Origin of the sequence: Streptomyces sp. NPDC045470 (assembly GCF_040646595.1) — a bacterium.
GTDB lineage: Bacteria > Actinomycetota > Actinomycetes > Streptomycetales > Streptomycetaceae > Streptomyces.
In genome coordinates, this window is record NZ_JBEZAN010000015.1 from 12,305 (window position 1) to 38,224 (window position 25,920).

The window sequence follows — 25,920 nt, forward strand, 5'->3', positions numbered from 1 at the left end:
CTCCTCGTGGTCCGGTGCTCGTGTACGTACGTGGTGGGACGGCCGGGCCCCGGCCGCGCGGTCCTACTGGTTGCCGCAGGCCGACGCGCGGTCCGCGTCGAGCCAGGGCAGGTCGTGCCCCATCCGGTCCCGCTTGGTACGCAGGTACCGCAGGTTGTGCTCGCCCGCCTGTACGGGCATCGGCTCCCGGCCGAGGACCTTGAGTCCGTGCCGGACCAGTGCCTCGGTCTTCTCCGGGTTGTTGGTCATCAGCCGCAGCGAGCGCACGCCGAGGTCGGCGAGCACCTGGGCCCCGGCGCCGTAGTCCCGGGCGTCGGCGGGCAGCCCCAGCTCCAGGTTGGCGTCGAGGGTGTCGCGGCCGCGCTCTTGCAGCTCGTACGCGCGCAGCTTGGACAGCAGCCCGATGCCGCGCCCCTCGTGGCCGCGCAGGTAGATCACCACGCCGCGGCCCGCCTCCGAGACGCGCCGCAGCGACTCCTCCAGCTGGGGGCCGCAGTCGCAGCGCAGCGAGTGGAAGATGTCGCCGGTCAGGCACTCGGAGTGGACCCGTACCAGGACGTCCTCGCCGTCACCGATCTCGCCGGCGACCAGCGCGATGTGCTCGACGCCGTCGACGGTGGAGCGGTAGCCGTACGCGGTGAACTCGCCGTGGCGGGTGGGCAGCCGGGTCTCGGCCTCACGCCGGACGGTGGGCTCGGAGCTGCGGCGGTACGCGATCAGGTCCTCGATGGAGATGATCGACAGGCCGTGCTTGCGGGCGAACGGCACCAGCTCGGGCAGCCGCAGCATCGTGCCGTCCTCGTCGGCGATCTCCACGATGGCGGCGGCGGGCCGCAGTCCGGCCAGCCGGGCGAGGTCCACACCGGCCTCGGTGTGGCCGTTGCGGGCCAGTACGCCGCCCTCGCGGGCGCGCAGCGGGAAGATGTGGCCGGGGCGTACGAAGTCGGCCGGCCCGGCCTCGCCGGAGGCGAGCAGGCGCAGGGTGGTGGCGCGGTCGGCGGCGGAGATGCCGGTGCTGACGCCGTGTGCCGAGGTGGCGTCGACGGAGACGGTGAACGCGGTGCGCATCGACTCGGTGTTGTGCTCGACCATCTGCGGCAGGGCGAGGCGGTCCAGTTCGGCGCCCTCCATGGGGGCGCAGATCAGGCCGCGGCACTCGCTCATCATGAAGGCGAGGATCTCGGGGGTGGCCCGTTCGGCGGCGACGATGAGGTCGCCCTCGTTCTCGCGGTTCTCGTCGTCCACGACCACGACCGGGCGGCCGGCGGCGATGTCGGCGACGGCCTGCTCGACGGGGTCCAGGGCGAGGACGGCGTCACGCTCGACGGCACCCTCGGGGTCGTACCAGCTCTGCAGTGCGGTCATGCCGCCGCTCCTTCCAGGACGGGCTGCGGATTCGTACGGGAGCGCAGCCACCAGTCGCGCAGGCCCCACAGGACGAGGCCGAGGTAGACGACGTAGACCAGGCCGGAGAAGGCCAGGCCGCTGCTGAAGGCGAGGGGGACGCCCACGATGTCGACGAGCAGCCAGGCGAACCAGAACTCGACCAGGCCGCGGGCCTGGGCGACCATCGCCGCGAGGGTGCCGACGAAGATGTACGCGTCGGGCCAGGGGTTCCAGGACAGTTGCGGCAGCAGGGCGAACAGCGAGCCGACGGCGGCGGTGCCGACCGCCGTGCCGGCGAGCAGGAGTCCGCGTTCGCGCCAGGTGGCGAAGCGTACGGCGATGGAGCCGTCCTGGGCCTGCTGCCGGCCACGCTGCCACTGCCGCCAGCCCCACAGCGCCACGCCGATGACCAGCAGTTGCTTGCCGACGCCGCCGCTGAGGTGGGCGTAGGCGTACGCGGAGACCAGGATCAGGCCGGACAGGAACTGGGCGGGCCAGGTCCATATGGAGCGCCGCCAGCCGAAGGCGAGGGCGGCCAGGCCGATGCTGTTGCCGATCATGTCGGACCAGATGACCTGCTGGCCGAAGGCGGTGAAGGCCGGGCCGTTCAGCCAGCCGAGGGGGTTCACCGCAGGCTCTCTTCCCCGGCCGCGACGGCCGTCGTGGTGTCCCGGCCCCGGTCCTGGTCGCGGCCCGCGCCCTGGCCCAGCAGCCGTTCGACGTACTTGGCCAGGACGTCGACCTCCAGGTTGACCGGGTCGCCGGGCTGCTTGATACCGAGGGTGGTCAGGGCGAGGGTGGTGGGGATGAGGCTGATGGTGAAGAAGTCGTCGCCCGCGTCCACGACGGTGAGGCTCACGCCGTCGACGGTGACGGAGCCTTTCTCCACGACGTAACGGGCGAGTCCGGCGGGCAGTGCGATTTCGACGATCTCCCAGTGCTCCCCGGGCGTCCGCGAGACGATGGTGCCGGTGCCGTCCACGTGGCCCTGGACGAGGTGGCCGCCGAGGCGTCCGCCCAGCGCCATCGGGCGTTCGAGGTTGACCCGTGAGCCGGGGACGAGCGCGCCCAGGCTGGAGCGGCTGAGCGTCTCGGCCATCACGTCGGCGGTGAAGGTGCCCGCGCCGGTCTCCACGACGGTCAGGCAGACGCCGTTGACGGCGATCGAGTCGCCGTGCTTCGCGTCCTCGGTGACGAGCGGGCCGCGCAGGGTGAACCGGGAGCTGTCACCGAGGTTCTCGACGGCGGCGACCTCACCCAGTTCTTCGACGATTCCGGTGAACACGTCAGTTCTCCTCGTTCAGGGTGTGGCGGGCTGGGGTGGCGGTGATGCGCAGGTCGGGGCCGAGTCGGACGGTGTCGGTCACCTCCAGGCGCAACGCCTGGCCGATCGTGGCGATTCCGGCGTCGCCGAGGGCGGCGGGACCGGCGCCCAGCAGGACGGGGGCGAGATAGCCGACGACCTTGTCGACGGCGTGCGCGGCGAGGAAGGCGCCGGCCAGGGTCGGGCCGCCCTCCAGGAGCACCGACCGGACGTCGCGCTCGTACAGGGCGTCGAGCAGGGCGGGCAGGTGCACGCCGGTGCCGCCCGCCGAGCGCGGCAGCCGGACGATCGGGGCGAGTCCGTCGAGGTGGCCGGTGTCGGCGTCCTCGGCGACCGCGATCAGGGTGGGCGCGGTGCCGTCCAGGACGCGCGCGCCGGGTTTGACGACGGCGGCGCCGGTGTCGATCACGACCCGCAGCGGCTGGCTGACCTCGGCGTCGGTCAGGCCCGCGACGCGCGCGCCGAGGTGCGGGTCGTCGGCGCGGGCGGTGCCGGACCCGACGATCACCGCGTCGGCCCGGGCGCGCAGCCGGTGGACGTCGGCGCGGGACTCGGCCGAGGTGATCCAGCGGCTGGTGCCGTCGGCGGCGGCGATCCGGCCGTCGAGGGTGGCGGCGTACTTCCACAGGACGAAGGGGCGGCGGCGCAGTACGGCGGTCAGCCACGCCTCGTTGCCGGCCGCGGCCTCGTCGGCGAGCAGGCCGCCCTCGACCTCGACGCCGGCCGCGGCGAGGGTGGTGGAGCCGCCGGTGGCGGCGGGGTTGGGGTCCGGGACGGCGTAGTACACCCGGGCGACGCCCGCCTCGATGAGCGCCTGGGCGCAGGGGCCGGTGCGACCGGTGTGGTTGCAGGGTTCCAGCGTGACGAAGGCGGTGCCGCCACGGGCCCGCTCGCCGGCCTCGCGCAACGCGTTGACCTCGGCGTGCGGGCCGCCGGCCCGCTCGTGCCAGCCCTCGCCCGCGACGTGTCCGGCGGCGTCCAGGACGACGCACCCGACGACGGGATTGGGGCTGGTGTGCCCGAGGCCGCGGGCGGCAAGCTGGATGGCTCGGCGCATCGCCGCGGTCTGCGCGGGGGCTGGGGTGGCCACCGGGTCCTCCTGCCACTCAGGGCACGGACTCCGGGGCTGTCACGAAGGACAGGAAAAAACGGGAACGGGACAACGGGGACACCGGGCCGGAAAGGGGACCGCCACTCGTGGACACGAGGACGACCGCCGCCGACGGCGGTGTACCGCTGCTCGCCCGCCGCGCACTGCCTCCCATCCGGACTTTAACCGTCGGTGCAGGAATTCCACCTGCTCAACCGACCGCTGGAGGCGGCCGGGTCGCGGACTGTTACCGCCGGTTCGGACTTTCACCGACCCCGGAGTGCGCTGCGTATGTCAATTCAGTACGGCTTCAGTCTGCCACGTCTGATCGTCGGCCATGCGGGCGGCGACCTGTGGAGTGGCTCACAGGGAGCGGCGCGGAGGCCGCGCACCGCCCCACCGCGCCGCTCACCGACGGGCCCTCGGCCCGGACCACTCCCGCCCCCTACCCCGAGGACTGATCGCGATGACGACGATTCTGGTGACCGGCGGCACCGGCACGCTCGGCCGGGCCGTGGTCGGCCGGCTGCTCGCCGCCGGTCACGACGTACGCAGCCTCAGCCGCCGCCCGCACACCGGCACCGAACGGCCCCGGCTGCACTCGTACGCGGTCGATCTGCGCGACGGCTCGGGCCTGGCCCCGGCGATGGCGGGCGTGGAGACCGTGGTGCACTGCGCCTCGTCGACGAGCGGTGACACCGAGGCGGCCGGGCGGCTCGTCGAGGCGGCCCGCGCGGCCGGGGTACGGCACCTGGTCTACATCTCCATCGTCGGCGTGGACCGCGTCCCGCTCGGCTACTACCGCACGAAACTCGACGTGGAACGGCTGATCGAGGAATCGGGGCTCGGCTGGACCGTCCTGCGCAGCACGCAGTTCCACGACCTGGTGCTGCGACTGGTCAAGGCGGGGGCGCGGCTGCCGGTGCTGCCGGTGCCGGCGGGGGTGCGGCTCCAGCCGGTGGACGTCCGCGAGGTCGCCGCCCGACTGGTCGAGCTGGCGTCCGCGGCACCGGCGGGCCGGGTGGCGGACCTGGGCGGCCCCGAGGCGCGCAGCGCCCGCGACCTCGTACGGGACACCTTGCGCGCCGGCGGGCGGCGGCGCGTGCTGGTTCCGCTGTGGGTGCCCGGCAGGCTGTTCGGGGCACTGCGGCGGGGCGAGAACCTGACACTGGAGCACGCGGACGGCACGGTGGGCTACGGGGACTTCCTGGCGGAGCGGCGGCGGGACGGCGGCGGAGCGGAGGCTGGTGGCGCGGTGGAGGCCGGGCGGCAGGAGGCGGGGCGGTAGGACGCGGGACAGAGACCGGGCGGCAGGAGGCCGACAGTGAGGAACCAGGATGCTCGGGCGCCCGGAAGCACCCGGGCGCCCGCGGGCGCTCTCTGAGCGCCTGGTTCAGGCCGCGGGCCCGAACAGGTCGTCCTGGGCCGCGTCCATCGCCGCGAGCACCGCGCCGCGCAGCACGGCCCGGCCGCCGACCGTCCCCGCGCGCACCTCGGTACGGAGCGGGGACATCCGCGCGAGGTGCTCGGCGACCCGGCCGGCCAGCGCGTCGCCGCCCGCGCGGCCGGTCTCGCCGCCGAGCACGACGCAGCCGGGGTCCAGTACGGCGCAGACGGCGGCCGCCCCGATGGCGACCCGGGCGGCCAGCGCGTCGAGGAAGTCGGCGCCGGACTCGCCCGCGCCGGCGGCGGCGCGTACCAGCGCCTCGGCGGCGGGGGCGCCGGTCGCGTCCGCGCTTCCGAGGCCGGACCCCTCCGGGCTCGCCTCGATGCCGTGCTCGGCGGCCAGCCGGCACACCGCCGCGGAGCCCGCCAGCGAGTGGAAGCCGCCGTCGCAGCCGGCGGCCGTGGGCAGCGTGCCGGTGCCCGGTACGGGCAGGAAGCCGATCTCGCCGGTGCCGCCGGAGGCGCCGCGCCGCAGTCGGCCGTCGAGGACGACGGCGGCGCCGGTGCCGTGGCCCAGCCAGAGCAGGACGAAGGTGTCCCGGTCGCACGCGGCGCCGTCCCGCTGCTCGGCGATGGCGGCGAGGTTGACCTCGTTCTCCAGCAGGACCGGCGCGGCGGGCCGGTCGCCGAACGCCGTGACGAGCGCGGCGTGCCAGGCGGGCACCCACTCCGTACCGCCGAACCGCCCGGTGGCCGGGTCGACCAGGCCGGGCGCGCCGACCGCGACGACGTGCGGCCGTCCGGCCCCGGCCTCGCCGAGCAGCTTCTCCAGGGTGGCCACGCCGTTCGCCGCCGCCTGGCCGGGGCCGGCGTCCGGGCCGACCGGGACGGCCGCCTCGGCCAGCACCCGGCCGAGCAGGTCGGCGACCACGAGGGTGGCGCCGTGTGTGCGCAGGTCGACGGCGGCGAGGTGGGCGCGGCCGGCGACGATGCCGTACAGCCGGGCGTTGGGCCCGCGGCGCCGGGCGCCCGACTCGCCGACCACCGTGATCAGTCCGGCGGTCTGGAGACGTTCGACGAGGTCGGCCACGGTGGGCCGGGACAGTCCGGTACGTGCCTTCAGCTCCCCGGCGGTCAGCGGGCCCTCGCTCTGGAGGAGCCGGAGGGCCAGACGGTCGTTGATGGCCCGCGCGGTGCTCGGTGAGGCGGTGCGCGGGCCGGTGCGTACGGCGGCCGAGGCGGTACGGGCGGGGGCGGGGCCGCGCGTCTCATCCATGCCCGGATCCTTCCAGACCCCCTGGTGCGGGAGTCGCTGCGGTATCGGCCGGTGAATTTTCCTTATTATCAGGCAGGCTTCCTGATAGTTTACCGCCCATGGATGGCACAGGCGTTCCCGATCCGGCTCCCCCACCCGCCGCACCCCGCGGAAAGCCCCCGGAGCAGCCCTTCTCCCCCGGCCGGCTGCGCGGCGCCCGCTGGTCCGTCGCGGTGGTCTTCCTCGTGCACGGCTCGGTGACCGGCAGCTTCGCCACCCGTGTCCCCTGGATCCAGGACCACGCCCAGATCGGCGCGGGAGAGCTGGGCCTCGCCCTCGCCTTCCCCGCGATCGGCGCGTCCCTCGCCATGCCGCTGGCCGGCCGGATCAGCCACCGCCTCGGCGCCCGCGCCGCGCTGCGCGCGCTGCTCGCCCTGTGGACGCTCTCGCTCGCCCTGCCCGCCCTCTCCCCCAACCTGTACGGACTGTGCGGGGCCCTGCTGGTGTACGGCGCGACCGCGGGCATGGCGGACGTGGCGATGAACGCGCTGGGCGTGGAGACCGAGGACCGGCTCGGCAAACCGATCATGTCGGGGCTGCACGGCATGTGGAGCGTGGGCGCTCTGCTCGGCTCGGCGGCCGGCACCGCCGCGGCGCACGCCGCCACCGACGCCCGGCTGCACCTGGCCGTCGCCGCCGCCGTGACGACAGTCCTGGGCGCCGTCGCCTGCCAGGGCGTACTGGATCTGCGCAGCACCCCCGACGAGCACCCGCCGCCGCGCTTCGCGCTGCCCCCGAAGTCCGCGCTGGTCATCGGCGCGATCGGGTTCTGCGCGGTCTTCGCGGAGGGCGCCAGCCTGGACTGGTCGGCGGTCTACCTGCGGGACGTCCTGGGCACCGACGCGGGCCTGGCGGCCGCCTCGACCACGGCCTTCTCGTGCACCATGGCCGTCGCCCGGCTGGCGGGCGACCGGGTGGTGGCCCGCTTCGGGCCGGTGCGCACCGTACGGGTCAGCGGGGTGCTGGCGACGGTGGGCGGCGTCCTGATCGTGCTGGCGCGGCACCCGGCCATGGCGCTGACGGGCTTCGCGCTGATCGGCCTGGGCATCGCCGTCGTGGTGCCGCTGGCGTTCGCGGCGGCGGGCCGCAGCGGCCCGGCCCCCAGTCAGGCCATCGCGGGCGTCGCCACCATCACGTACACCTCCGGGCTGATCGCCCCGTCGGCCATCGGCTCCATCGCCCAGGCGACCTCGCTGACCGGCTCGTTCCTGCTGGTCACGGTGCTGGCCTGCGGGCTGGTCGCGGGCGCGGGGGTGCTGCGGGTGCCGGGCCGGGGCCGGGGCGCCGCCGGGCGCGACGCGGTGCCGACGGGCCTGGAGCGTCCCTGAGCCGACGGGCCCGGAGCGGTCCCGAGCCGACGGTGGTCCCCCCTGGTCAGCGGGGGGGGGACCACGGTGCGCTCAGGCGGTCTGCGCCTCCGGGTGCAGCAGCTCGGCCGCTATCCCGCGGGCGTGGTCCGACCACGGGGTGGGCCGCAGCGCCTGCGGGTCGACGCGCACCAGGACGCGGTGGCCGCGCGCGTAGGTCTGCTCGCCGTCGGCGGAGCAGAGCCGGAAGCCGTACGTCAGACCGGTGCGGCCCAGGCGCTCGACCCACAGGTGGGCGGCGTAGTACCCGGGCCGGGTGACCGGCTGCTCGTACGAGACCTTCATCTCCTTGATGACGTTGCACATGTCGCCGGCCGCCGCCCAGTCCCCGTCGAAGCCGAAGCCGCGGGCGTGCCAGAACTCGGCCCAGGCGCGCTCGACGAGCAGCGGGTAGCGCGAGTTGTGGAGCATGCCGAGCGCGTCGAGGTCGTCGAAGTGCACGGTGACGGGGACCAGCTGGCCGTACGGGACGGCGGGGGCTGCCTCAAGGGCTTCGACGCTCACGGGTTGGTGCTCCTGGTTCTGCGGCGGGCCGTGCCGCCGGCGTACGCGGGGCGGCGACCCGGCCGTACGGAGGTACGGCGGACCCCGCCCGATGCTGTTGACTGTTCAAGAAGTGAACCCAGCCATCGTAAGCGCCTGCTTAAAATGCTCCGGCCGCCGGGGCGGGCAGCGCCGCGCGGCGGGCCGGGCCGATCCGGTCGCCCCAGGTCGGCACGGTGCCGCCTTAACATGACCCGGCCGGTGTCTCGCCCGGCCGATCCCCGCGACGTACGTGAAGAAGTGGAGCACTCATGGGCCTCGGTGTGCGCTGGACCGTGCACGGCGACGGGCGCACCCCCGCCCCCGGAGCCGTCGTCAGACCGGACGAACGGCTGTCCTGGCCGCGGACCGCCGGCCTCGGCGCGCAGCACGTGGTGGCCATGTTCGGCGCCAGTTTCGTGGCCCCCGTCCTGATGGGCCTGGACCCGAACCTCGCCATCATGATGTCGGGCGTCTCGACCGTCATCTTCCTGCTGGCGACCCGCGGCCGGGTGCCGTCCTACCTCGGCTGTTCGCTCTCCTTCGTCGGTGTCGCCGCCGTGATCCGCGCGCAGGGCGGCACCAGCGCCACCGTGACCGGCGCGGTCCTCGTCGTCGGCGTCGCGCTCTTCCTGGTCGGTGTGGCGGTGCAGCGGTTCGGCGCGCGGATCATCCACGCGGCGATGCCGCCGGTGGTCACCGGCGCGGTCGTCATGCTCATCGGCTTCAACCTGGCGCCGGTGACGGCGAGCACGTACTGGCCGCAGGACCAGTGGGTGGCGCTGCTGACCATGCTCTTCACCGGGCTGGCCGTGGTCTGTCTGCGCGGCTTCTGGTCACGCGTCGCGATCTTCCTCGGGCTGGTCTTCGGGTACGGCGTCTCCTGGCTCCTCGACCTGGTCTTCGGGAAGATCCACTCGGTGAACGGCGCCGGACAGCTCACCGACCACTGGCGCCTGGACCTGTCGGGCGTCGGCAAGGCCGAGTGGATCGGCCTGCCGTCCTTCCACGCGCCGTCCTTCCAGTGGTCGGCCGTCCTGGTCGCGCTGCCGGTGGTGATCGCGCTGGTCGCCGAGAACGCCGGGCACGTCAAGGCGGTCGGCGAGATGACCGGCGACCCGCTCGACGACAAGCTGGGCACCGCGATCTCCGCCGACGGCGTCGGCTCGGTGCTCTCCACCGCGCTCGGCGGCCCGCCCAACACCACGTACTCCGAGAACATCGGCGTGATGGCGGCGACCCGCGTCTACTCCACCGCGGCCTACTGGGCGGCGGCCGGATTCGCGCTGCTCTTCGGCCTGTGCCCGAAGTTCGGCGCCGTGGTGGCCGCGATCCCCGGCGGCGTGCTGGGCGGCATCACCGTCATCCTGTACGGCATGATCGGCCTGCTCGGCGCGCAGATCTGGGTGCACAACAAGGTCGACCTGCGCAATCCGCTGAACCTGGTGCCGGTCGCCGCGGGCGTCATCATCGGCATCGGCGGCGTCAGCCTGAAGATCAGCGAGAACTTCGAACTGGGCGGCATCGCCCTCGGCACGATCGTGGTGCTCTCCGGCTACCACGTGCTGCGCGCCCTGGCCCCCGCCCATCTGAAGCAGCAGGGGCCGCTGCTCGACGAGGGCACCAGCGCGTACGACGAGGAGGACGCGCCCCACGAGCCGTCGGCCCCGGACGGGCCGGAGAAGCCGGAGCCGACGGAGTGAGGCCCCGGCTCAGCCGAGGTTCTTGACCGCCTCGTAGTACGTCCAGGCGAGCGCGTCGCACGAGGTCTTCTTCGCGCCGCTGTACTTGGCGCAGACCCGCTTGAGGTCCGCGTACAGCGCGCTGTCCAGGCGTGGCTTGTTCGCGGCGAAGGTACCGGCCTTCTTGTAGTTGCGGTAGCCGAAGTCGTGGCGCGCGCAGGACGTTTCGAACGGGAAGCCGAAGGGGTTGTCGGGCGACTTGGTGCAGTAGTCGGTGCTCCAGTCGAACTGGTACGCCGCCCACTTCCCCTGGTTGCCGCGGGCCGCCAGCCAGCCGCTGTAGCTGCCGGCGTCGGTCTGCGTCCAGCCCGCCAGCACCTTGGACCTGTCGGCGGGGACGGCCTGCGCCGGGGCCGCGGCCGCCACCAGAGCGGTCACGGTCATGGCCGAGGCGGACAGGGCGGCGGCAAATCTTCGGGACATCTTCAACCTCCGAGGGAGAGCGGTCCCTTGGCAGGACGGACCGCTTCGTCGAAGGCCGAAAATAATCACTTCGGACGAGTGTCGGTGGGGTTTTGGTTGAACAGTGATCGGCGAACCGGCGCCGTACGGGCAAGAGGGCGCCGCGGATTACCCCGATCCGGTCAACCGTCACCGGCCCGCCGCCCCGGTACGCGCCCGGCTGCCACGCTGTGCGGATGACGACGACTCAGCAGGTCCCGGGCGGCCCGCAGACCGGAACGGCCGCCCGCGCGGCCCGGCCGGGCTCGGTCCCCCCGCAGGCCCCCGCGCCCCCGGCCCCCGTCGCCGCGGTCCTGGCGCGGATGCGGGCGCTGGAGGCCACCCTCCCGCCCGCCGACGGCATCGCCGTCTTCAACCGGGTGTACCTGTCCGTCACCGAGGAGATCGCCCGGCGGCTCGGCACGGGCGGTTTCCAGGACCCGTCGGCGGCGGGCGAACTGAACGCGGTCTTCGCCCGGCGCTACCTCGCCGCGGTGGACGCGACCGGCGCCGGCCTGACCGTACCGGCCTGCTGGCGCCCGGTCTTCCAGCTACGCCGCCACCCCGGCGTGCGGCCGTTGCAGTTCGCGCTGGCGGGCATCAACGCCCACATCGGCCACGACCTGGCGCTGGCCGTCGTGGACACCTGCCGCGTCCTGGAGTGCGAACCGGCCGGTCTCGCGGCGGACTTCGACCGGGTCGGCGACCTGCTGGCGGGCATGGAGGAACGCATCCGGGAGAGCCTGATGCCCGGCCCCGACCTGCTGGACGTCGCCGACCCGCTCACCCACCTCGCCGGTTCCTGGAGCCTGGACATGGCCCGGGACGGCGCGTGGGCGGCGGCGCGGGTGCTGTGGAGCCTGCGCGGGCTGCCCGAGACGGCACAGGAGTTCGCCGAGCAGCTCGGGGCGGGCGTCGGTCTGGTGGGCCGCTGCCTGCTGACACCGCTGGGCTGACGGGGCCGCGTGCGGCGTACCGTACGCGGCCCCGCGGCAGCGGCCCGGTCGCTCTCAGTCCTCCGGCAGCTCGACCGGCGCGATCTCGTCGTACACGTCGCCCGGCCCGGGGTTGGCCGGGTCCGTGCTGCCGCCGAACTGCGTCATCACGCCCCAGACCGCGTTCAGCGCGGTCTGCACGGCGCCCTCGGCCCAGCCCGCCGTCCAGGAGATGTCGTCGCCCGCGAGGAAGAGGCCGCGCTTGTCCTCGGGCAGCCGGTCCTGCATGAAGTGGGTGAACAGGCGCCGCTGGTAGCGGTAGTGGCCCGGCAGGTTGGCCTTGAACGCGCCCATGAAGTACGGCTCGTTCTCCCAGGAGACGGTCACCGGGTTGCCGATGATGTGCTTCCTGATGTCGACCTTCGGGTAGATCTCCGAGAGCGACTTGAGCATGACCTCCATCCGGTCGTTGGCGTTCAGCGGCAGCCACTTCAGGCTGTCGTCGCACCACGTGTAGGAGAGGCAGATGACGGCCGGCTTGTCCGGGCCGTCGTCCAGCAGGTAGGTGCCGCGGGTCATCCGGTCGGTGAGCGTCATGCTCATCACGTCCCGCCCGGTCTCGTTGCCCTCGTCGTCGACGGCCTTGTCCAGCCAGAACGGCCGGTCCACCGGCACGAACAGCTTGGACGACTCCATGTAGTGGGTGCGCTCCATCGCCGTCCAGTGGTCGATGGGGAACAGCGCGTCATCACAGGCGATCTTCGACAGCAGCATCCAGGACTGGGCGGTGAACACGGCCGCCTCGTACGTACGGATGTCGCCGCTCGCGTCGGTGACGGTGATCCGGTTGCCCGCCGTGCGGTGCAGCCGGGTGACCGCCGGACGCGGCGTGCCGTCGTGCAGGGAGGACAGCGAGGTGCCCGGCGCCCAGTGGATGATCTTCTCCGGGGCGCGCTCCCACAGCCGCAGCGGGAGCTGCTGGCTGCCGCCGACGATGCCGCGGTGGTGATCGTCGGCCTCGGTGTAGACGACGCGCAGGATCTCCAGGATGGAGTTGGGGAAGTCGGTGTCCCAGCCGCCGGTGCCGAAGCCGACCTGGCCGAAGATCTCGCGGTGCCGGAAGGACGTGAAGGCGCTGGAGTCGCAGAGGTAGCCGTAGAAGGTCTGGTTGTCGAGCTTCTCGACCAGCCGCGCCCAGATCTCCCGGATGCGCGGGACGTCGCGCTCACGGATGGCGCGGTTCATGTCGGAGAAGTCCGCGCCCTCCTCCAGGCAGGCGTTCCAGGCGTCCATGACCTGGGTGTAGACCTCGGGCAGGTCCTCGACGGTGCGCGCGTAGTGCGTCTCGCCCTTGAGGTCGACGACGGTCGACGGGGTGTCGGGCGCGAGCGGGTTGGGGAACGGCTTGGTCTCCAGGCCCACCAGGTCGATGTAGTGCTGGAGCGCGGTGGAGGACGGCGGGAAGCGCATGGCGCCCATCTCCGCGGTCAGTCCCGGGTCGCAGCCCTCGAAGCCGACGGTGCGCAGCCGGCCGCCTATCTGGTCCGCCTCGTAGACGACGGGCCTGAGGCCCATCTTCATCAGCTCGTAGGCGGTGATGATGCCGGACAGACCGCCGCCGATGACGGCGACCTCCTTGCCGTGCTCGGTCGCGGGCACCTGGCCGAGACCCGCCGGGTGGGCGAGGAAGTCGTCGTACGCGTACGGGAAGTCCGGCCCGAACATGGTGACGGGCGGCTGGGCGTCCGCGTGGTGGGCGGCGGTGGGCACGGTCATCGGTTCGGGCTCCTTGCAGGCAGGTACATGAGGGGGGTGCGGGTGCGCGCGGGCAGGCGCGCGAGCGGCGCGGTGGCGCCGCCGCGGGGTCCTTCAGGCCGGTGCGGAGATCAGGTGAGCGAGCCGTAGAGGCCGGGGCGCCGGTCGGCGAGGTACGGATTGTCCTCCCGCGACCGCTTGAGGAGACCGGCGTCGACGTCGCCGGACACCAGCTCCTCGCCGCGTCCGGCGCGGGCGCGTACGGTCCCGTCCGGACCGGCCAGACAGCTCAGGCCGACGAACTCGAAATCGCCTTCCGGGCCGACCCGGTTGACGTAGGCGATGTAGAGCTGGTTCTCGAAGGCCCGTACCGGCACGAGCGACTCGGCGACGAACTGGAAGGGGTGCAGTTGGGCGGTGGGCACCAGCAGCAGGTCGGTGCCGGCCAGCGCGTGCGCGCGGACGTTCTCCGGGAACTCCACGTCGTAGCAGATCATCAGGCCGAGCCGCAGGCCGCCCAGTTCCGCCTGGACGACCGGATCGTCCCCGGGGGTGAACCAATCACGCTCGAAACATCCAAAAAGGTGCGTTTTACGGTAGTTCACCATCCTACGCCCCTCGGGGGCGATGAGCTGGATCGCGTTGTACACCGCCGCGCCGTCGCGCTCGGGGTAGCCGTAGAGCACCGCGATGCCGTGCTCGGCGGCTATTCGGGAGACGGTCCGCGCGGCCGGGCCGTCGGCCGGCTCGGCGAGCCGGTGCAGGTCCTCGCCGATGGCGTAGCCGGTCAGGAACAGCTCCGGGCAGACCAGCAGTCCGGCGCCGCCCGCCGCCGCCTCGCGGGCCGCGTCCTCGACGGCCTTCAGGTTGTACGCGACGTCACCGGGCCGTCCCGAACTTTGGAGCAGGGCGGTGCGCAGCGACGACATGGGACCCCTCGGAGGACACGACTGGGCGGACCGGCCGGCCGGTTCGGGCGCTCCGGCGCCGCGGCGGCCCGGCGATCGGCGGGACGCCTAGACGGTACGGTTCGCCGAACCGCGCGTACAAGGCGTCACCATTGCGTGCGGCCGGGTATTTCGTTGCGTGTTGTACGGCCGGTACGGCGATTCGTTGCGCCGTACGGTGCGGCGGGTGACGCAGGGGCCCGTGAGGCGGCACTCGCGCGTCGTTCGGGCCGAGTAGTCATCCTCCGGCCTCATCCCGGCCCGCCGCACGGCGGAGCCGGGGTCGCCCCGGGTCCGATGTGGCGCCCACGGCCGGACGACATCGCACGAGGCGCCCGGAAAAGCCGGGTGAACGCTGACGATTCCAGCCGGGGAGGGTCCGTCATGCACCGTTCTGTCCACCGCCACAGCACCCGCACGCATCGCACCGCCCCACGCGCCACCACCCGCAGACACCTCCGGGCCCTCGCCGTCTCGGCGGCGGTCCTGCCGGCAACGGGCGCGGGCGGCTCCGCGCTCGCCGTGCCCCCGCCCGGCGCGGCGCACCCGGCACCGCCCGCGGCCGCCGCGCGGAGCGCCGCCCACCAGCCCGACGGCCCACGGCTCACCGGGTCGGCGAAACTCCGCCGCCTCGACGGCGACGACGTCCGCTGCTCCTTCGACGCGCGTTTCCGCCGGGACCGGACACCCGGCGACGCGCGCGGCACCTTCGGGTTCCGGCACGTCGGCAGGACGGACAGCGGCTGGGCCAGGGGCCGTATCGACTGCCTGGTGACCGGCGGGAAAGCCGCGACGACCGGCGGCATCGTCACCGAGACCGATATTCCCGGACTCAAGGGCGAGCGGGTCGGGTTCTCCGTCCGCGACGTCCACGACGTCCGCAACACCGTCGGCCGGGGCGGCGCCGACCGGCTGGGCTACAGACTGGGCCGCCACCCCGGGCCCCGCCACCACCAAGGATCTGCCCCGGTGCGTCAGTGCGGCACCGTTCGAGACGGTGGAGCGCGGTGACTTCACCGTCGTCCCGTGGGACGAGCCCGTGCGCCGAGCGGACCTGCCACCCCTCGTCCAGGGCCCGGTACCTGCCGCGAACGACGCCGAACACATGATCGGCCTGGCTACGATGTGTTCATGCTCGCGTATGCCCTACCGGCCCTGTTCTTCGTCCTGTTCGCGATCGGTGTGCTGCGCGACCGACGCCGCTTCAGCAACGCCGTCTACCTCGGTCTGACCGTCGTCTTCCTGGTGCCGGCACTGCTCATGCAGGTGCAGCGGATGCCCACGGTGGCCGCCGTGGCGGTCACCGTGCTCATCCTGCTGCTGCCGTCGCTCGGCGTCCTCGTCCTCGGGGTCTTCCTGATCCTCAACGGCGTGAAGATGATCCGCAAGGAGGGCCGGAGCCTGGCGAACCTGCTGTCGCTGCTGGCCGGACTGGGCATCTTCGGGGTCATCGCGCTGCTGATCACAGCCCTCGCCACCGGGTCGCGCACCCTGGTGGCGCTCGCCGGCACCACGCTGCTGGTCGTCGGCTATGTGTCCTTCCTCTTCCTGTGCTTCGTCGGCTACGCGTTCCTCTACGGGCGGCTGCGGGTGCGCCGCAACGCCGACTTCGTGGTGGTGCTGGGCTCCGGGCTGATCGGCGGCACGCGCGTACCGCCGCTGCTGGCGAACCGGCTGGAGCGGGGGCGTGCGGTGTACGAGCGCCAGGCGCGGCGCGGCAACCCGCCGATGCTGCTCACCTCCGGCGGCCAGGGCCCCGACGAACAGCTCCCGGAGGCCCGGGCGATGGCCGACTACCTGGTCGAGCGCGGCTTCCCCGCGGACCGGATCCTGTGCGAGGAACAGTCCAGGACCACGGAGGAGAACCTGGCGTTCAGCAAGAAGATCATGGAGCAGGCGGTGCCGGACCACCGGTGCGTGATCGTCACGAACAACTACCACGTCCTGCGCGCCGCCATCCTGGCCCGCCGCGCCGGCGTCAACGGCCAGGTCGTCGGGGCTCCCACCGCCGCGTACTTCTGGCCGAGCGCCACCATCCGCGAGTTCGCCGCGGTCTTCCTCTCCTACAAGCTCGTCAACCTCGGCATCTGCGGACTGCTCGCCCTGGGCGGCGCGCTCACCATGCTGAGCGTCTGAACGGGGGCGGCAGCGCCGCACGGCCCCTGGGCCGGCCGCGGCGGTCCGGTCCCCGCCCCTCAGCCCGGTGACCCCGAACTGAAGCGGCGCAGCAGCGGGGAGAGGACCAGGACCGACTTGGTGCGTTCCACGAAGGGCTCGCCCGCGATGCGTTCCAGCACCCGTTCGAAGTGCCGCATGTCGGAGGCGAAGACCTGGACGATGGCGTCCGCCTCACCGGTGACGGTGGAGGCGGACGCCACTTCGGGGTAGCGCGACAGGCCCCGGTGGATGGAGTCCGGTGAGGTGTTGCGGCGGCAGAACAGCTCGATGAACCCCTCGGTCTCCCAGCCCAGCGCCGCCGGGTCGACCCGTACCGTGAACCCGGTGATGGCGCCTTCGGCGCGCAGCCGGTCCACCCGGCGTTTGACCGCCGGGGCGGAGAGCCCGACCTCCGCCCCGATGTCGGCGTAGGAGCGGCGGGCGTCCTCCGCCAGGGCATGGACGATGCGCTGGTCGAGTTCGTTCATCTGTCGCACTGCGGGTGGATCACTTCTCTGCGGTGGCCAATCGGGACCGGCGGATGCCGTAGACGAAGTAGACCACGAGCCCGACGACCATCCAGACACCGAAGACCACCCAGGTGACCGGGCCGAGGCTGCCCATCATGTACAGGCACAGCAGGAAACCGATCGCCGGGAAGACCGGTGCCAGCGGCGTACGGAACGTACGCGGCATGTCCGGCTTGGTGAAGCGCAGCACGATCACCGCGATGTTGACCAGCGCGAAGGCGAAGAGCGTGCCGATGCTGGTGGCGTCGGCGAGCTGGCCGAGCGGAACGGCGGCGGCCAGGATGCCGCAGAACAGCGAGACGATCACGGTGTTGGCGCGCGGGGCGCCGGTCTTCGGGTGGACCTTGGAGAACACCTTCGGCACCAGGCCGTCGCGGGACATCGCGAACAGGATGCGGGTCTGCCCGTACAGCACCGTCAGCACGACGCTGGCGATGGCGATGACGGCACCGGCGGCCAGCAGCACGGACCAGAAGCCCTGCCCGGTGACCTCCTTCATGATCCCGGCGAGCGCGGCCTCCGAGCCCTCGAAGCCCTTCCAGGGCTTGGCTCCCACGGCGACCGCCGCGACCAGGCAGTACAGCGCGGTCACGATGATGAGCGACAGCATGATCGCGCGCGGCAGGTCGCGCTGCGGGTTCTTGGCCTCCTCGCCCGCGGTGGAGGCGGCGTCGAAGCCGATGTAGGAGAAGAAGAGGGTGGCTCCGGCGCCGCTGACGCCGGCGATGCCCAGCGGCATGAAGTTGGCGTAGTTGCCGGAGGAGATGCCCTGGACGGCGACGCCGCAGAACAGCAGCAGCGCGATGATCTTGACGGTCACCATGATCGCGTTGGCGCGGGCGCTCTCCTTGGCGCCGCCCAGCAGGAAGACCATGGCGAGCATGACGACGATCAGCGCCGGCAGGTTGAAGATGCCGCCGTCGCCCGGCGGCGCGGACAGCGCGGCGGGGATGGTGACGCCGATCGTGCCGGACAGCAGCTCGTTGAGGTACTCGCCCCAGCCGACGGCGACGGCCGCGACGGAGACGCCGTACTCCAGGATCAGACACCAGCCGCAGACCCAGGCGACCAGCTCGCCGAGGGTGGCGTAGGCGTAGGAGTACGACGAGCCGGAGACCGGGATGGAGCCCGCCAGCTCCGCGTAGGACAGCGCGGAGAACAGCGCGGTGACGCCGGCGATGACGAACGAGATGATGACGGCCGGACCGGCCTTGGGCACCGCTTCGCCGAGCACGACGAAGATGCCGGTACCCAGCGTCGCACCGATGCTGATCATGGTCAGCTGCCACATGCCCAGCGAGCGGCGCAGGGTGCCGCCCTCGCCCTGGCCGCCCTCGGCCACCAGCCGCTCGACGGGCTTGCGCCGCATCAGCCGGGTGCCGAGCCCTCCGGAAGGAGAGGGGGGCCGGGAATCGCTGCCCGCCGAGGGCGGGGCTGCGCCGTGCTCCAACACTGGGGTGGCTCCTTATCGCTGCCGGTCACGGTGGCGGACGACCGCCAGGGGTTCCCGGGTGCGGGTACGCCGAAACGACCCGTGCCAGAAAGGGGGGAACCGCCGAGCAGGCGGTCCCCGCCACTCCACGTACAGCGCCTGACTGTACGGGGCGCGTGTGAGCTGCCGTAATGCAGGTTCCTTGCGCAACAGTGAATTTTCGTTGCGCACCTTGTCACGGAACGGTCGTTCGTTGCGCACAAACGACAAATCTCACCGGTCGGACGTTCCCGGCCGGCCCCTCCCGTCAACGCGTCCGGCCCCGCACCGAAGCACTCGGTGCGGGGCCGGACGGCCGGTGCCCTGGCGGGCGGCGGATCAGCTCCAGCTGGCGTGCAGCGGCTTGCCCTCCGCGTAGCCCGCGGCGCTCTGCACGCCGACGACGGCCTTCTCGGCGAACTCCTCCAGGGAGGCGGCGCCCGCGTACGTGCAGGAGCTGCGGACGCCCGCGATGATCGAGTCGATCAGGTCCTCGACGCCGGGGCGGGCCGGGTCGACGAACATCCGCGAGGTGGAGATGCCCTCCTCGAACAGGCCCTTGCGCGCCCGGTCGTACGCCGACTCCTCACTCGTGCGGTTGCGGACCGCACGCGCCGAGGCCATGCCGAAGCTCTCCTTGTACGGACGGCCGTCGGCGGTGTGCTGGAGGTCGCCGGGCGACTCGTACGTACCGGCGAACCAGGAGCCGATCATGACGTTGGACGCGCCCGCGGCCAGCGCCATCGCCACGTCGCGCGGGTGGCGCACGCCGCCGTCCGCCCAGACGTGCTTGCCGAACTTCTTCGCCTCGGCGGCACACTCCAGGACGGCGGAGAACTGCGGGCGGCCCACGCCGGTCATCATGCGGGTGGTGCACATGGCGCCCGGGCCCACACCGACCTTGATGATGTCCGCGCCGGCCTCGATCAGGTCCCGTACGCCCGAGGCGGCGACGATGTTGCCGGCCACGATCGGCACCTGCGGGTCGAGCGCCCGGACGGCCTTGACCGCGCTGATCATGGACTCCTGGTGGCCGTGCGCGGTGTCCACCACGAGGGTGTCCACACCGGCCGCCAGCAGCGCCTCGGCCTTGCCGGCCACATCGCCGTTGATGCCCACGGCGGCGGCGATGCGCAGCTTGCCGTCGGCGTCCGTGGCGGGCGTGTAGAGGGTCGCGCGAAGGGCGCCCTTACGGGTCAGGATGCCCGCCAGCATGCCGTCCGCGTCGACCGCCGGGGCCAGCTTGCGGTTGGCGGCGTCGAGCCGGTTGAACGCCTCGCGGGGGTCGATGTCCGCGTCCAGGACCAGCAGGTCCTTGGACATGACCTCGGAGACCTGGGTGAAGCGGTCCACGCCGGTCAGGTCGTGCTCGGTGACGATGCCGACGGGGCGGCCGCCCTCCACGACGATGCCGGCGCCGTGCGCCCGCTTGGGCAGCAGCGACAGGGCGTCGGCGACGGTGGCGACCGGGGACAGCACGATCGGCGTGTCCAGGACCAGGTGGCGGCGCTTGACCCAGCCGACGACGTCGGCGACGACCTCGATCGGGATGTCCTGCGGGATGACGACCATGCCGCCGCGGCGGGCCACGGTCTCGGCCATCCGGCGGCCGGCGATGGCGGTCATGTTGGCGACCACCAGCGGGATGGTCGTACCGGTGCCGTCCGGCGAGGACAGGTCCACGCCCTGACGGGAGCCCACCGCGGAGCGGCCGGGCACCATGAACACATCGTCGTACGTCAGGTCGTACGGCGGCTTGGCATCGTTCAGAAACTTCATACTGGCTCTCTCACCTGCGGGTTCACTGCTCGGGCGGGTGGGGAGTCAGCTTCCGAACCGGCACCGGTCAGGATGCGGCTCCTAGGACATCATCCCTGATGAATCCGGTCGGGGGCGAACCGGTGTTCCCTCGACCCCGCCACGCACCCCTCCCGGGACGGCGCCGGACACCGCGCGGCGCTCTCTCACGGAACGCCACTTCGTGACGCACGGTAATCGAAATGGCTGGTCTTCGTCGGTGCGGACGGCCGGCCACCTGCGGTTCGAAACCGATGTGACCATATGACGGACCGGGAGGTTCTTGCTGGCCAGCAGGTGGGTAGAACCGTGTACAGGCCGCTTCGGGTGTCCATCCGGTGCGACCGCCGGGCCACCGAGCGCCTGGGCGAACACTTCGCATATGGATACGTACAGTAACCGCGACGCGCGGTGGTGCCCGGCCGGGCCGGGCACAGCCGTATCGGCCGTGGGGGAAGGGGAGGACATGCGCGAAGTCCGACAGGGCGCCCTGCTGCTGCTCACGGCCGTGGCGGGGGCCGCCGTCGCCGCCTGCGACCTGGCACTGGGCCCCGACGTCAGCCTGGCCGGGCTGCTGCTGGTGGGCCCACTGGTGGCGGCGACGAGACTGGAAGGCGCGTGCACGGCCGTGGTCTCGTTCACCGCCCTGCTCCTGGGCGTGGCCGTCGCCGCACGCGAGCACACCTTGGGCCGCACCGACCAGTTGCTGTCCCTGACCGTGCTCGCCGCCGCCGCTGCCTACGCGACCTGGACCTCCGACCGGCAGGCCGCCCTGGACAACCAGCTCGCCGGGGTGGCGGCCGCGGCCCAGCGCGCCATCCTGCGGCCCACCTCGTTCCGGGTCAGCGGGGCCTCGGTCTGCGCCCGCTACCGTTCCGCCGCGCCCCGCGCCGTCATCGGCGGCGACCTGTACGCCTTCGCCGACACCCCCAGCGGCTTGCGGGTGCTGATCGGCGACGTGCGCGGCAAGGGTCTGGAGGCCGTACGCCTGTCCGCCGCTGCCATAGGGCACTTCCGCGACTGCGCCTACACCCGCAGCAACCTCGCCGAGGTGGCCGAGGAGGTCGACCGGCGGCTCATCGACGACCTCGGGCCGGAGGACTTCATCACCGCTGTGATCGCCGAGATATCCCCCGGCCGGCTCCGGCTCGTCAACTGCGGCCACCACCCGCCCCTGCACCTGCCCGCCGCCGGCCCGCCCGTCCTGCTCACCCCGTCCGAGCCGACCACCCCCATCGGGCTGCTGCCGCTGCCGCGCGTGCAGGAGGTGGAGCTGGCCCCCGGCGACCGGCTGCTGCTCTACACCGACGGCCTCGCCGAGGCCCGCGACCCCGACGGCACGATGCTCGACCTGGCCGGTCTGCTGCCCGCCTGCTCACTGCCCGATCTCAACGACGCGATCGAGGCGGTGCTGTCGACGATGTGCCGGCACACCCACGGTGCCCAGGACGACGACGTCGCGCTCGTCCTGGTCGAGCTGGAGCCGAGCATGCCCCGGCAGCACCACGGCCGCACCCCGCCCGCCATCACCCGTACGAGTGCCGAGCCTCCTGGTGGGCCGCGGAAACCGGCCGGCCGCCCTTCGCCGTCCGCGGCGGTGTCCGACTGATCCCCGCGGTGCCCGGGCCGCTGCGCGGACGCACCGGCCCTGCCGCGATCCCCGGCCTGTCACGCCCCCGGCCCTGCCACGATTCCCGGCCCTGCCACAACTCCCCTTCGTGTCATGACTCCCGGTCCGCGGTCCGGTCACAGTTCCCGGTCACCCCGCCGGCGCCGGGCCCGTTCCGGCGGGCCCACCAGCTCGTCCAGCACGTCCGTCATGGTGACGAAGCCCAGCACCACGCCCTGCGCACCGCTGACGGCGGCCAGTTGGGTGCCGGCCGTCCGCATCGCGGTCAGGGTGTCGTCCAGCGGCGTACCGCAGCCGACCCGCGGCATCGGGCGCAGCGCGTCGCGGGGGAACGGCCGGTCCCGGTCGGTGACGCCGAGGGTGTCCTTGATGTGGAGGTAGCCGAGGACGGTACCGGCCGGTCCGGTGACCGGCAGCCGGGAGAAACCGGCGCGGGCCGCGGTGCGTTCCAGCTCGTCCGGGGTGACGTCCCGGTCGACGGTGACCATCTCCGCCAGCGGGACGAGCAGCTTGCCGACCGGCCGCCGCCCGAGCGCGAGCGCGTCCCGCAGCCGCTCGCCGCCGGTGTCCGAGAGCAGCCCGGCATGGCGGGACTCCTGGACGATACGGGCGAGTTCCTCGTCGGTGAACGCGGCGGCGACCTCGTTCCTGGGCTCGGTCCGGAAGAGCCGCAGCAGGGCGTTGGCGAGGGCGTTGATGCTCACGACGACGGGCCGCAGCGCGCGGGTGAGGGCCACCAACGGCGGCCCCAGCAGCAGCGCGGCGTGCTCCGGCGCGGCCAGGGCGACGTTCTTGGGGACCATCTCGCCGACGAGCATGTGCAGATATGTGGCCAGGGACAGGGCCAGGACGAACGCGATCGGGTGGACCAGCCCGTGCGGGACGTGCAGCGCCTCGAAGGCGGGCTCGGCGAGGTGGGCGATGGCCGGTTCCGCCATCGCGCCGAGGACCAGCGAGGAGGCGGTGACGCCCAGTTGGGCGGTGGCGAGCATCTCGGAGAGGTGTTCCAGTCCCCACAGCACCCGGCCGGCCCGCCGGTCACCGGCCTTGGCGCGCGGTTCGATCTGGCTGCGCCGTACGGAGATCATCGCGAATTCGCCGCCGACGAAGAAGGCGTTGCTGAACAACGTCAGGACGGCGACGGCCAGTTGCACGGCGGTCACGGCCGCTCCCCTCCCCCGTCGGCGGCCCGGGCGCCCGACGAGGACGAGCCCGCGGGCGCCGTCACCCGTACCCGCTCCGCCCGGTGCCGACGCGCCGCCAGGACCGTCAGGCGCCAGCCGCCCGCCACCCCCACCTCGTCGCCGGGCTCCGGAATCCGGCCCAGCCGGGTGGCCAGCAGCCCCGCGAGCGTCTCGTACGGCCCGTCGGGCGCCGCCAGGCCGATCCCGGCCAGCCCGTCCAGGCGTACCCCGCCGTCCGCCTCCCAGGTGCGCGCCCCGGTCCGCAGCAGGTCGGGGCCCGCCGCCGGGTCGTGCTCGTCCCGTACGTCGCCGACGATCTCCTCGACGATGTCCTCCAGGGTGACGATCCCGGCCGTACCGCCGTACTCGTCGATCACCACGGCCATGGTGCGGACCGTGCGCAGCCGGTCCAGCAGCCGGTCGACGGGCAGCGACTCCGGTACGAGCACGGGCTCGGTGGCCAGCTCCGCGACGGGGGTGGCGGCCCGCCGCTCCGGGGTGAGGGCGAGGACGTCGCGGATGTGCACGGTGCCGGCGACCTCGTCCAGGCCGCCGCGGTACACGGGGAACCGGGACAGTCCGGTGGCCAGGGTCAGCGTGGCCGCGTCGGCCGCCGTGGCGTGCGCCTCCAGAGCCCGTACCTCCACCCGCGGCGTCATGACGCTCTGCGCGGTCAGCTCGCTCAGGTGCAGGGTGCGGACGAACAGCTCGGCCGAGTCGGCCGGCAGCGCGCCCTCCTGCGCCGAGTAGCGGGCCAGGGAGACCAGTTCGGCCGGGCCGCGGGAGGACTCCAGCTCCTCGGTGGGTTCCAGTCCGAAGCGGCGTACGAGCCGGTTGGCGGACTGGTTCAGATGGCGGATGAACGGGGCGAACAGCGCGCTGAAGGCACGCAGCGGCCCGGCCACGATCCGGGCCACGACCAGCGGCCGGGAGATCGCCCAGTTCTTGGGCACCAGTTCGCCGGCCACCATCAGCACCACCGTGGACACACCGACACCGAGCGCGGACGCGACGCCCGGGGCCACCGTGCCGGGCAGCCCGGCCGCCGTGAGCGGGCCGCGCAGCAGCGCCGCCAGGGACGGTTCCGCGAGCATGCCGATGACCAGGGAGGTCACGGTGATGCCCAACTGGGCGCCGGACAGTTGGAACGCGAGCGCGCGGACGGCGCCCAGCACCCCTTCCGCGCCCCGCTCCCCCTCCTCGACCGCGCGCTCCACCGCGCTGCGCTCGACCGTCGTCAGCGAGAACTCCGCCGCGACGAACACGGCACAGGCCAGCGTGAGCGCCAACGCCGCCAGTAGGAGCAGCACCTCGGCCACCGCGTCACCTCCCGCCGCACCTCGGTGCCCGGCGGTGGGCGGGTGAAACCTCGCGGGTGCGGGCGCGGGCACGGGAGGCGGCTCGGGAGCGGGCGCGTTTCGTGGTGGCGGGCCGCGGCTTCCGGCTCAGTACGTCCCGGTACGGCGCCGGGCCCGCAGCCACCCGTGCACCGCCCACGCGGCCGCCGCGCCCACCGCGTACCAGAGCAGGTCCGGCGCGTTGAAGGTCGAGCCGAGCACCAGGCGGGCCACCACGCTGCGCCGGGAAAGCTCCGCCGGTACGTCGCTGAGCTGCGCGAACTCCACCGCCCAGCTGAAGGCCAGCGCCACCGCGGCCGCGACTGGCGGCCGGATGCGCGGCACCGCCAGCACCACCACCGCCTGGACCAGCACGGTGTACAGCGCGTCGCCCGCGTACTTGGCCACCTCGGGCCCCAGCCCCACCCGGGCCGCGCCGGCCCGGACGCCGAGCCCGGCGGCGACTGTCAGCAGCGCCGCCACACCCGCCACCAGCCGCGTCCTCGTCCCACTGCCGAGCCCCGCGCCGCGCCGGCCCCCGCCCCCGTATGTCACGCCGTCCGCGCCCCCGGCTCCCGGCCCCGCGCCATCACGACGACCAGCCCGGTGTCCGTGTCGCGCCAGAAGCCCACCGCGTCCGCGATGACCTCCTCCGCGACGCTCCAGTCGTCGGGCGCGGCGGACGCGTACTGCTGCCAGCCGCACACCACCAGCACCCGGCCACGGTCGGCAGGGCACCACGACAGGTCGGTGAGGCAGTCCGCGAGCGCGTCCCAGTTGCGGCCGAACCAGTCCGGCAGCCGCAGGGCCCGCGCGCAGCGGTCCATGAACTCCGCCTTGCCGGAGACGCCTTCGAGGTCGAGCAGCGCACCGTGCCAGCCGGCCGCGCGCGCGGCGTCCAGCGCTTCCTGCGCGGGCCGGTCGTGCGGCCAGGGCACGACCCCGGGGGGTGTACTGCCGTCGAGCACCGCCGCGAGCGGCCGGGGCACGGGAGCCGTCATCGGAGCACCGCCTTGAAGGTCCGGTAGTGGTCGTCGGTGTAGTACGTCTCGTGGCGGTCGCCGGTGACGATCCGCCGCGCGCCGCGGTCCTTCGACCCCGGGGTGCGGACCGTGTACTCGTGGTAGTAGCCGCGCTTCTGCTTGGGCAGCCGCCGCTCGTGGTTGCCGAAGACAGTGCCGTCCTTGGGGTACGGGAACGGGCCGCGCGCGTCGATCAGCCGCAGCGTGTCGCGGGCCTGCTCGGGCAGCTTCGCGGCCGGTACGGTCGCCATGCCCTCGGCCCAGTCCGGCGCGGCGGCGCTCGCCGAGGGCGCCCCGTGCGTGGACTTCGCGCTCCCCTGTCCACCGCCGCCTCCGGAGCAGCCGGACACCAACAGCAGCAGGCAGGCCAGCAGCGCAGCGAGTACGCCGGCGGCCGCGCGGGGAGCGGAGCGGATCACCATGCGCCGATGCTGTCACAGCCCGGCACGGGGTGCGCGCCCGCACCCCGTACAAGATCACTTAGCTGGCCGGTACCGGGCGGACGGCGGCTGACGTGCGATCGGTCGGCGGCCGGTACGGGAACGGGCCGCCCGCCCGACCGGGGCTCAGGCCCGCCCGGAG

24 protein-coding genes and 1 riboswitch are annotated in these 25,920 nt (G+C 73.3%); of the genes, 7 read left to right on the plus strand and 17 right to left on the minus strand.

Annotation, left to right across the window (positions count from 1 at the left end; genetic code table 11):
- Window positions 1-63: 63 nt before the first annotated feature.
- The 4 genes from AB0A97_RS30920 to ribD are packed head-to-tail and all read right to left on the minus strand — an operon-like array spanning window position 64 to window position 3,767.
- Window positions 64-1,365, minus strand: a complete 1,302-nt coding sequence (locus AB0A97_RS30920; RefSeq protein WP_361155947.1) for a bifunctional 3,4-dihydroxy-2-butanone-4-phosphate synthase/GTP cyclohydrolase II — start codon at window positions 1,363-1,365, stop codon at window positions 64-66.
- Window positions 1,362-2,015, minus strand: a complete 654-nt coding sequence (locus AB0A97_RS30925) for a nicotinamide mononucleotide transporter family protein (protein WP_361155950.1) — start codon at window positions 2,013-2,015, stop codon at window positions 1,362-1,364. The genes AB0A97_RS30920 and AB0A97_RS30925 overlap by 4 nt, the downstream gene beginning before the upstream one ends.
- A complete protein-coding gene (locus AB0A97_RS30930) occupies window positions 2,012-2,671 on the minus strand; it encodes a riboflavin synthase (protein WP_361155953.1) in 660 nt (219 codons plus the stop codon). The genes AB0A97_RS30925 and AB0A97_RS30930 overlap by 4 nt, the downstream gene beginning before the upstream one ends.
- A gap of 1 nt (window position 2,672) precedes the next feature.
- Window positions 2,673-3,767 (minus strand): bifunctional diaminohydroxyphosphoribosylaminopyrimidine deaminase/5-amino-6-(5-phosphoribosylamino)uracil reductase RibD, encoded by a 1,095-nt coding sequence (gene ribD, locus AB0A97_RS30935; protein WP_361156368.1) that lies wholly within the window; start codon window positions 3,765-3,767, stop codon window positions 2,673-2,675.
- A 190-nt stretch (window positions 3,768-3,957) separates the two neighbouring features.
- Window positions 3,958-4,088: riboswitch (FMN riboswitch) on the minus strand.
- 178 nt (window positions 4,089-4,266) lie between these two features.
- On the opposite strand from ribD, the gene AB0A97_RS30940 reads away from it, so the two are divergent.
- The gene (locus AB0A97_RS30940; RefSeq protein WP_361155955.1) at window positions 4,267-5,088 is read left to right on the plus strand and encodes an NAD(P)H-binding protein; all 822 of its coding nucleotides are present in this window, start codon (window positions 4,267-4,269) and stop codon (window positions 5,086-5,088) included.
- 105 nt (window positions 5,089-5,193) lie between these two features.
- Here the strand turns inward: AB0A97_RS30940 and AB0A97_RS30945 are convergent, their stop codons facing one another.
- Window positions 5,194-6,462 (minus strand): ROK family transcriptional regulator, encoded by a 1,269-nt coding sequence (locus AB0A97_RS30945; RefSeq protein WP_361155959.1) that lies wholly within the window; start codon window positions 6,460-6,462, stop codon window positions 5,194-5,196.
- Window positions 6,463-6,560: 98 nt separating this feature from the next.
- On the opposite strand from AB0A97_RS30945, the gene AB0A97_RS30950 reads away from it, so the two are divergent.
- The gene (locus tag AB0A97_RS30950) at window positions 6,561-7,829 is read left to right on the plus strand and encodes an MFS transporter (protein WP_361155961.1); all 1,269 of its coding nucleotides are present in this window, start codon (window positions 6,561-6,563) and stop codon (window positions 7,827-7,829) included.
- 72 nt (window positions 7,830-7,901) lie between these two features.
- Here the strand turns inward: AB0A97_RS30950 and AB0A97_RS30955 are convergent, their stop codons facing one another.
- Window positions 7,902-8,372: a hotdog domain-containing protein gene (locus tag AB0A97_RS30955; RefSeq protein WP_030999319.1), complete on the minus strand. Its 471-nt coding sequence runs from the start codon at window positions 8,370-8,372 to the stop codon at window positions 7,902-7,904.
- A 290-nt stretch (window positions 8,373-8,662) separates the two neighbouring features.
- Here AB0A97_RS30955 and AB0A97_RS30960 point away from each other — a divergent pair, with 290 nt between their 5' ends.
- The gene (locus AB0A97_RS30960) at window positions 8,663-10,093 is read left to right on the plus strand and encodes a solute carrier family 23 protein (RefSeq protein ID WP_361155965.1); all 1,431 of its coding nucleotides are present in this window, start codon (window positions 8,663-8,665) and stop codon (window positions 10,091-10,093) included.
- A 9-nt stretch (window positions 10,094-10,102) separates the two neighbouring features.
- Here AB0A97_RS30960 and AB0A97_RS30965 read toward each other — a convergent pair whose 3' ends face one another.
- A complete protein-coding gene (locus AB0A97_RS30965; protein ID WP_361155968.1) occupies window positions 10,103-10,555 on the minus strand; it encodes a phospholipase in 453 nt (150 codons plus the stop codon).
- 215 nt (window positions 10,556-10,770) lie between these two features.
- Between AB0A97_RS30965 and AB0A97_RS30970 the strand changes: the two genes are divergently transcribed.
- The gene (locus tag AB0A97_RS30970) at window positions 10,771-11,529 is read left to right on the plus strand and encodes a DUF5995 family protein (RefSeq protein ID WP_361155971.1); all 759 of its coding nucleotides are present in this window, start codon (window positions 10,771-10,773) and stop codon (window positions 11,527-11,529) included.
- A gap of 54 nt (window positions 11,530-11,583) precedes the next feature.
- Here the strand turns inward: AB0A97_RS30970 and AB0A97_RS30975 are convergent, their stop codons facing one another.
- Window positions 11,584-13,284 carry an NAD(P)/FAD-dependent oxidoreductase gene (locus AB0A97_RS30975; RefSeq protein ID WP_361155975.1) on the minus strand — a complete coding sequence of 567 codons (1,701 nt, stop codon included), beginning with the start codon at window positions 13,282-13,284 and terminating at the stop codon, window positions 11,584-11,586.
- A gap of 110 nt (window positions 13,285-13,394) precedes the next feature.
- Window positions 13,395-14,192, minus strand: coding sequence for a carbon-nitrogen hydrolase family protein (locus tag AB0A97_RS30980; protein ID WP_361155977.1), 798 nt, complete (start codon window positions 14,190-14,192; stop codon window positions 13,395-13,397).
- 402 nt (window positions 14,193-14,594) lie between these two features.
- Here AB0A97_RS30980 and AB0A97_RS30985 point away from each other — a divergent pair, with 402 nt between their 5' ends.
- Together AB0A97_RS30985 and AB0A97_RS30990 are read left to right on the plus strand one after the other, a co-directional pair.
- Window positions 14,595-15,221 (plus strand): Repetin, encoded by a 627-nt coding sequence (locus AB0A97_RS30985; protein ID WP_361155980.1) that lies wholly within the window; start codon window positions 14,595-14,597, stop codon window positions 15,219-15,221.
- 120 nt (window positions 15,222-15,341) lie between these two features.
- A complete protein-coding gene (locus tag AB0A97_RS30990) occupies window positions 15,342-16,346 on the plus strand; it encodes a YdcF family protein (protein ID WP_361155983.1) in 1,005 nt (334 codons plus the stop codon).
- 59 nt (window positions 16,347-16,405) lie between these two features.
- Here AB0A97_RS30990 and AB0A97_RS30995 read toward each other — a convergent pair whose 3' ends face one another.
- From AB0A97_RS30995 to AB0A97_RS31005, 3 genes are all read right to left on the minus strand, one after another.
- Window positions 16,406-16,855 (minus strand): Lrp/AsnC family transcriptional regulator, encoded by a 450-nt coding sequence (locus AB0A97_RS30995; RefSeq protein ID WP_030017398.1) that lies wholly within the window; start codon window positions 16,853-16,855, stop codon window positions 16,406-16,408.
- 19 nt (window positions 16,856-16,874) lie between these two features.
- Window positions 16,875-18,350 (minus strand): amino acid permease, encoded by a 1,476-nt coding sequence (locus tag AB0A97_RS31000; protein ID WP_361155987.1) that lies wholly within the window; start codon window positions 18,348-18,350, stop codon window positions 16,875-16,877.
- 357 nt (window positions 18,351-18,707) lie between these two features.
- Complete coding sequence (locus AB0A97_RS31005; protein WP_361155989.1) at window positions 18,708-20,147, minus strand: GuaB1 family IMP dehydrogenase-related protein; 1,440 nt, start codon at window positions 20,145-20,147, stop codon at window positions 18,708-18,710.
- Between the two features lie 484 nt (window positions 20,148-20,631).
- Between AB0A97_RS31005 and AB0A97_RS31010 the strand changes: the two genes are divergently transcribed.
- Entirely contained in the window at window positions 20,632-21,774 is a 1,143-nt protein-coding gene (locus AB0A97_RS31010; protein WP_361155992.1) for a PP2C family protein-serine/threonine phosphatase, read from the plus strand.
- Between the two features lie 137 nt (window positions 21,775-21,911).
- Here the strand turns inward: AB0A97_RS31010 and AB0A97_RS31015 are convergent, their stop codons facing one another.
- The 5 genes from AB0A97_RS31015 to AB0A97_RS31035 form a co-directional block, all read right to left on the minus strand.
- A complete protein-coding gene (locus AB0A97_RS31015) occupies window positions 21,912-22,958 on the minus strand; it encodes a hemolysin family protein (protein WP_361155994.1) in 1,047 nt (348 codons plus the stop codon).
- The gene (locus AB0A97_RS31020; protein ID WP_361155996.1) at window positions 22,955-24,298 is read right to left on the minus strand and encodes a hemolysin family protein; all 1,344 of its coding nucleotides are present in this window, start codon (window positions 24,296-24,298) and stop codon (window positions 22,955-22,957) included. The genes AB0A97_RS31015 and AB0A97_RS31020 overlap by 4 nt, the downstream gene beginning before the upstream one ends.
- 126 nt (window positions 24,299-24,424) lie before the next feature.
- On the minus strand, window positions 24,425-24,808 hold the full coding sequence (locus AB0A97_RS31025) for a DUF2809 domain-containing protein (protein WP_361155999.1): 384 nt from the start codon (window positions 24,806-24,808) through the stop codon (window positions 24,425-24,427).
- A 59-nt stretch (window positions 24,809-24,867) separates the two neighbouring features.
- Complete coding sequence (locus tag AB0A97_RS31030) at window positions 24,868-25,317, minus strand: barstar family protein (protein ID WP_361156002.1); 450 nt, start codon at window positions 25,315-25,317, stop codon at window positions 24,868-24,870.
- Window positions 25,314-25,760, minus strand: a complete 447-nt coding sequence (locus tag AB0A97_RS31035) for a ribonuclease domain-containing protein (protein WP_361156005.1) — start codon at window positions 25,758-25,760, stop codon at window positions 25,314-25,316. The genes AB0A97_RS31030 and AB0A97_RS31035 overlap by 4 nt, the downstream gene beginning before the upstream one ends.
- Between the last annotated feature and the right edge of the window lie 160 nt (window positions 25,761-25,920).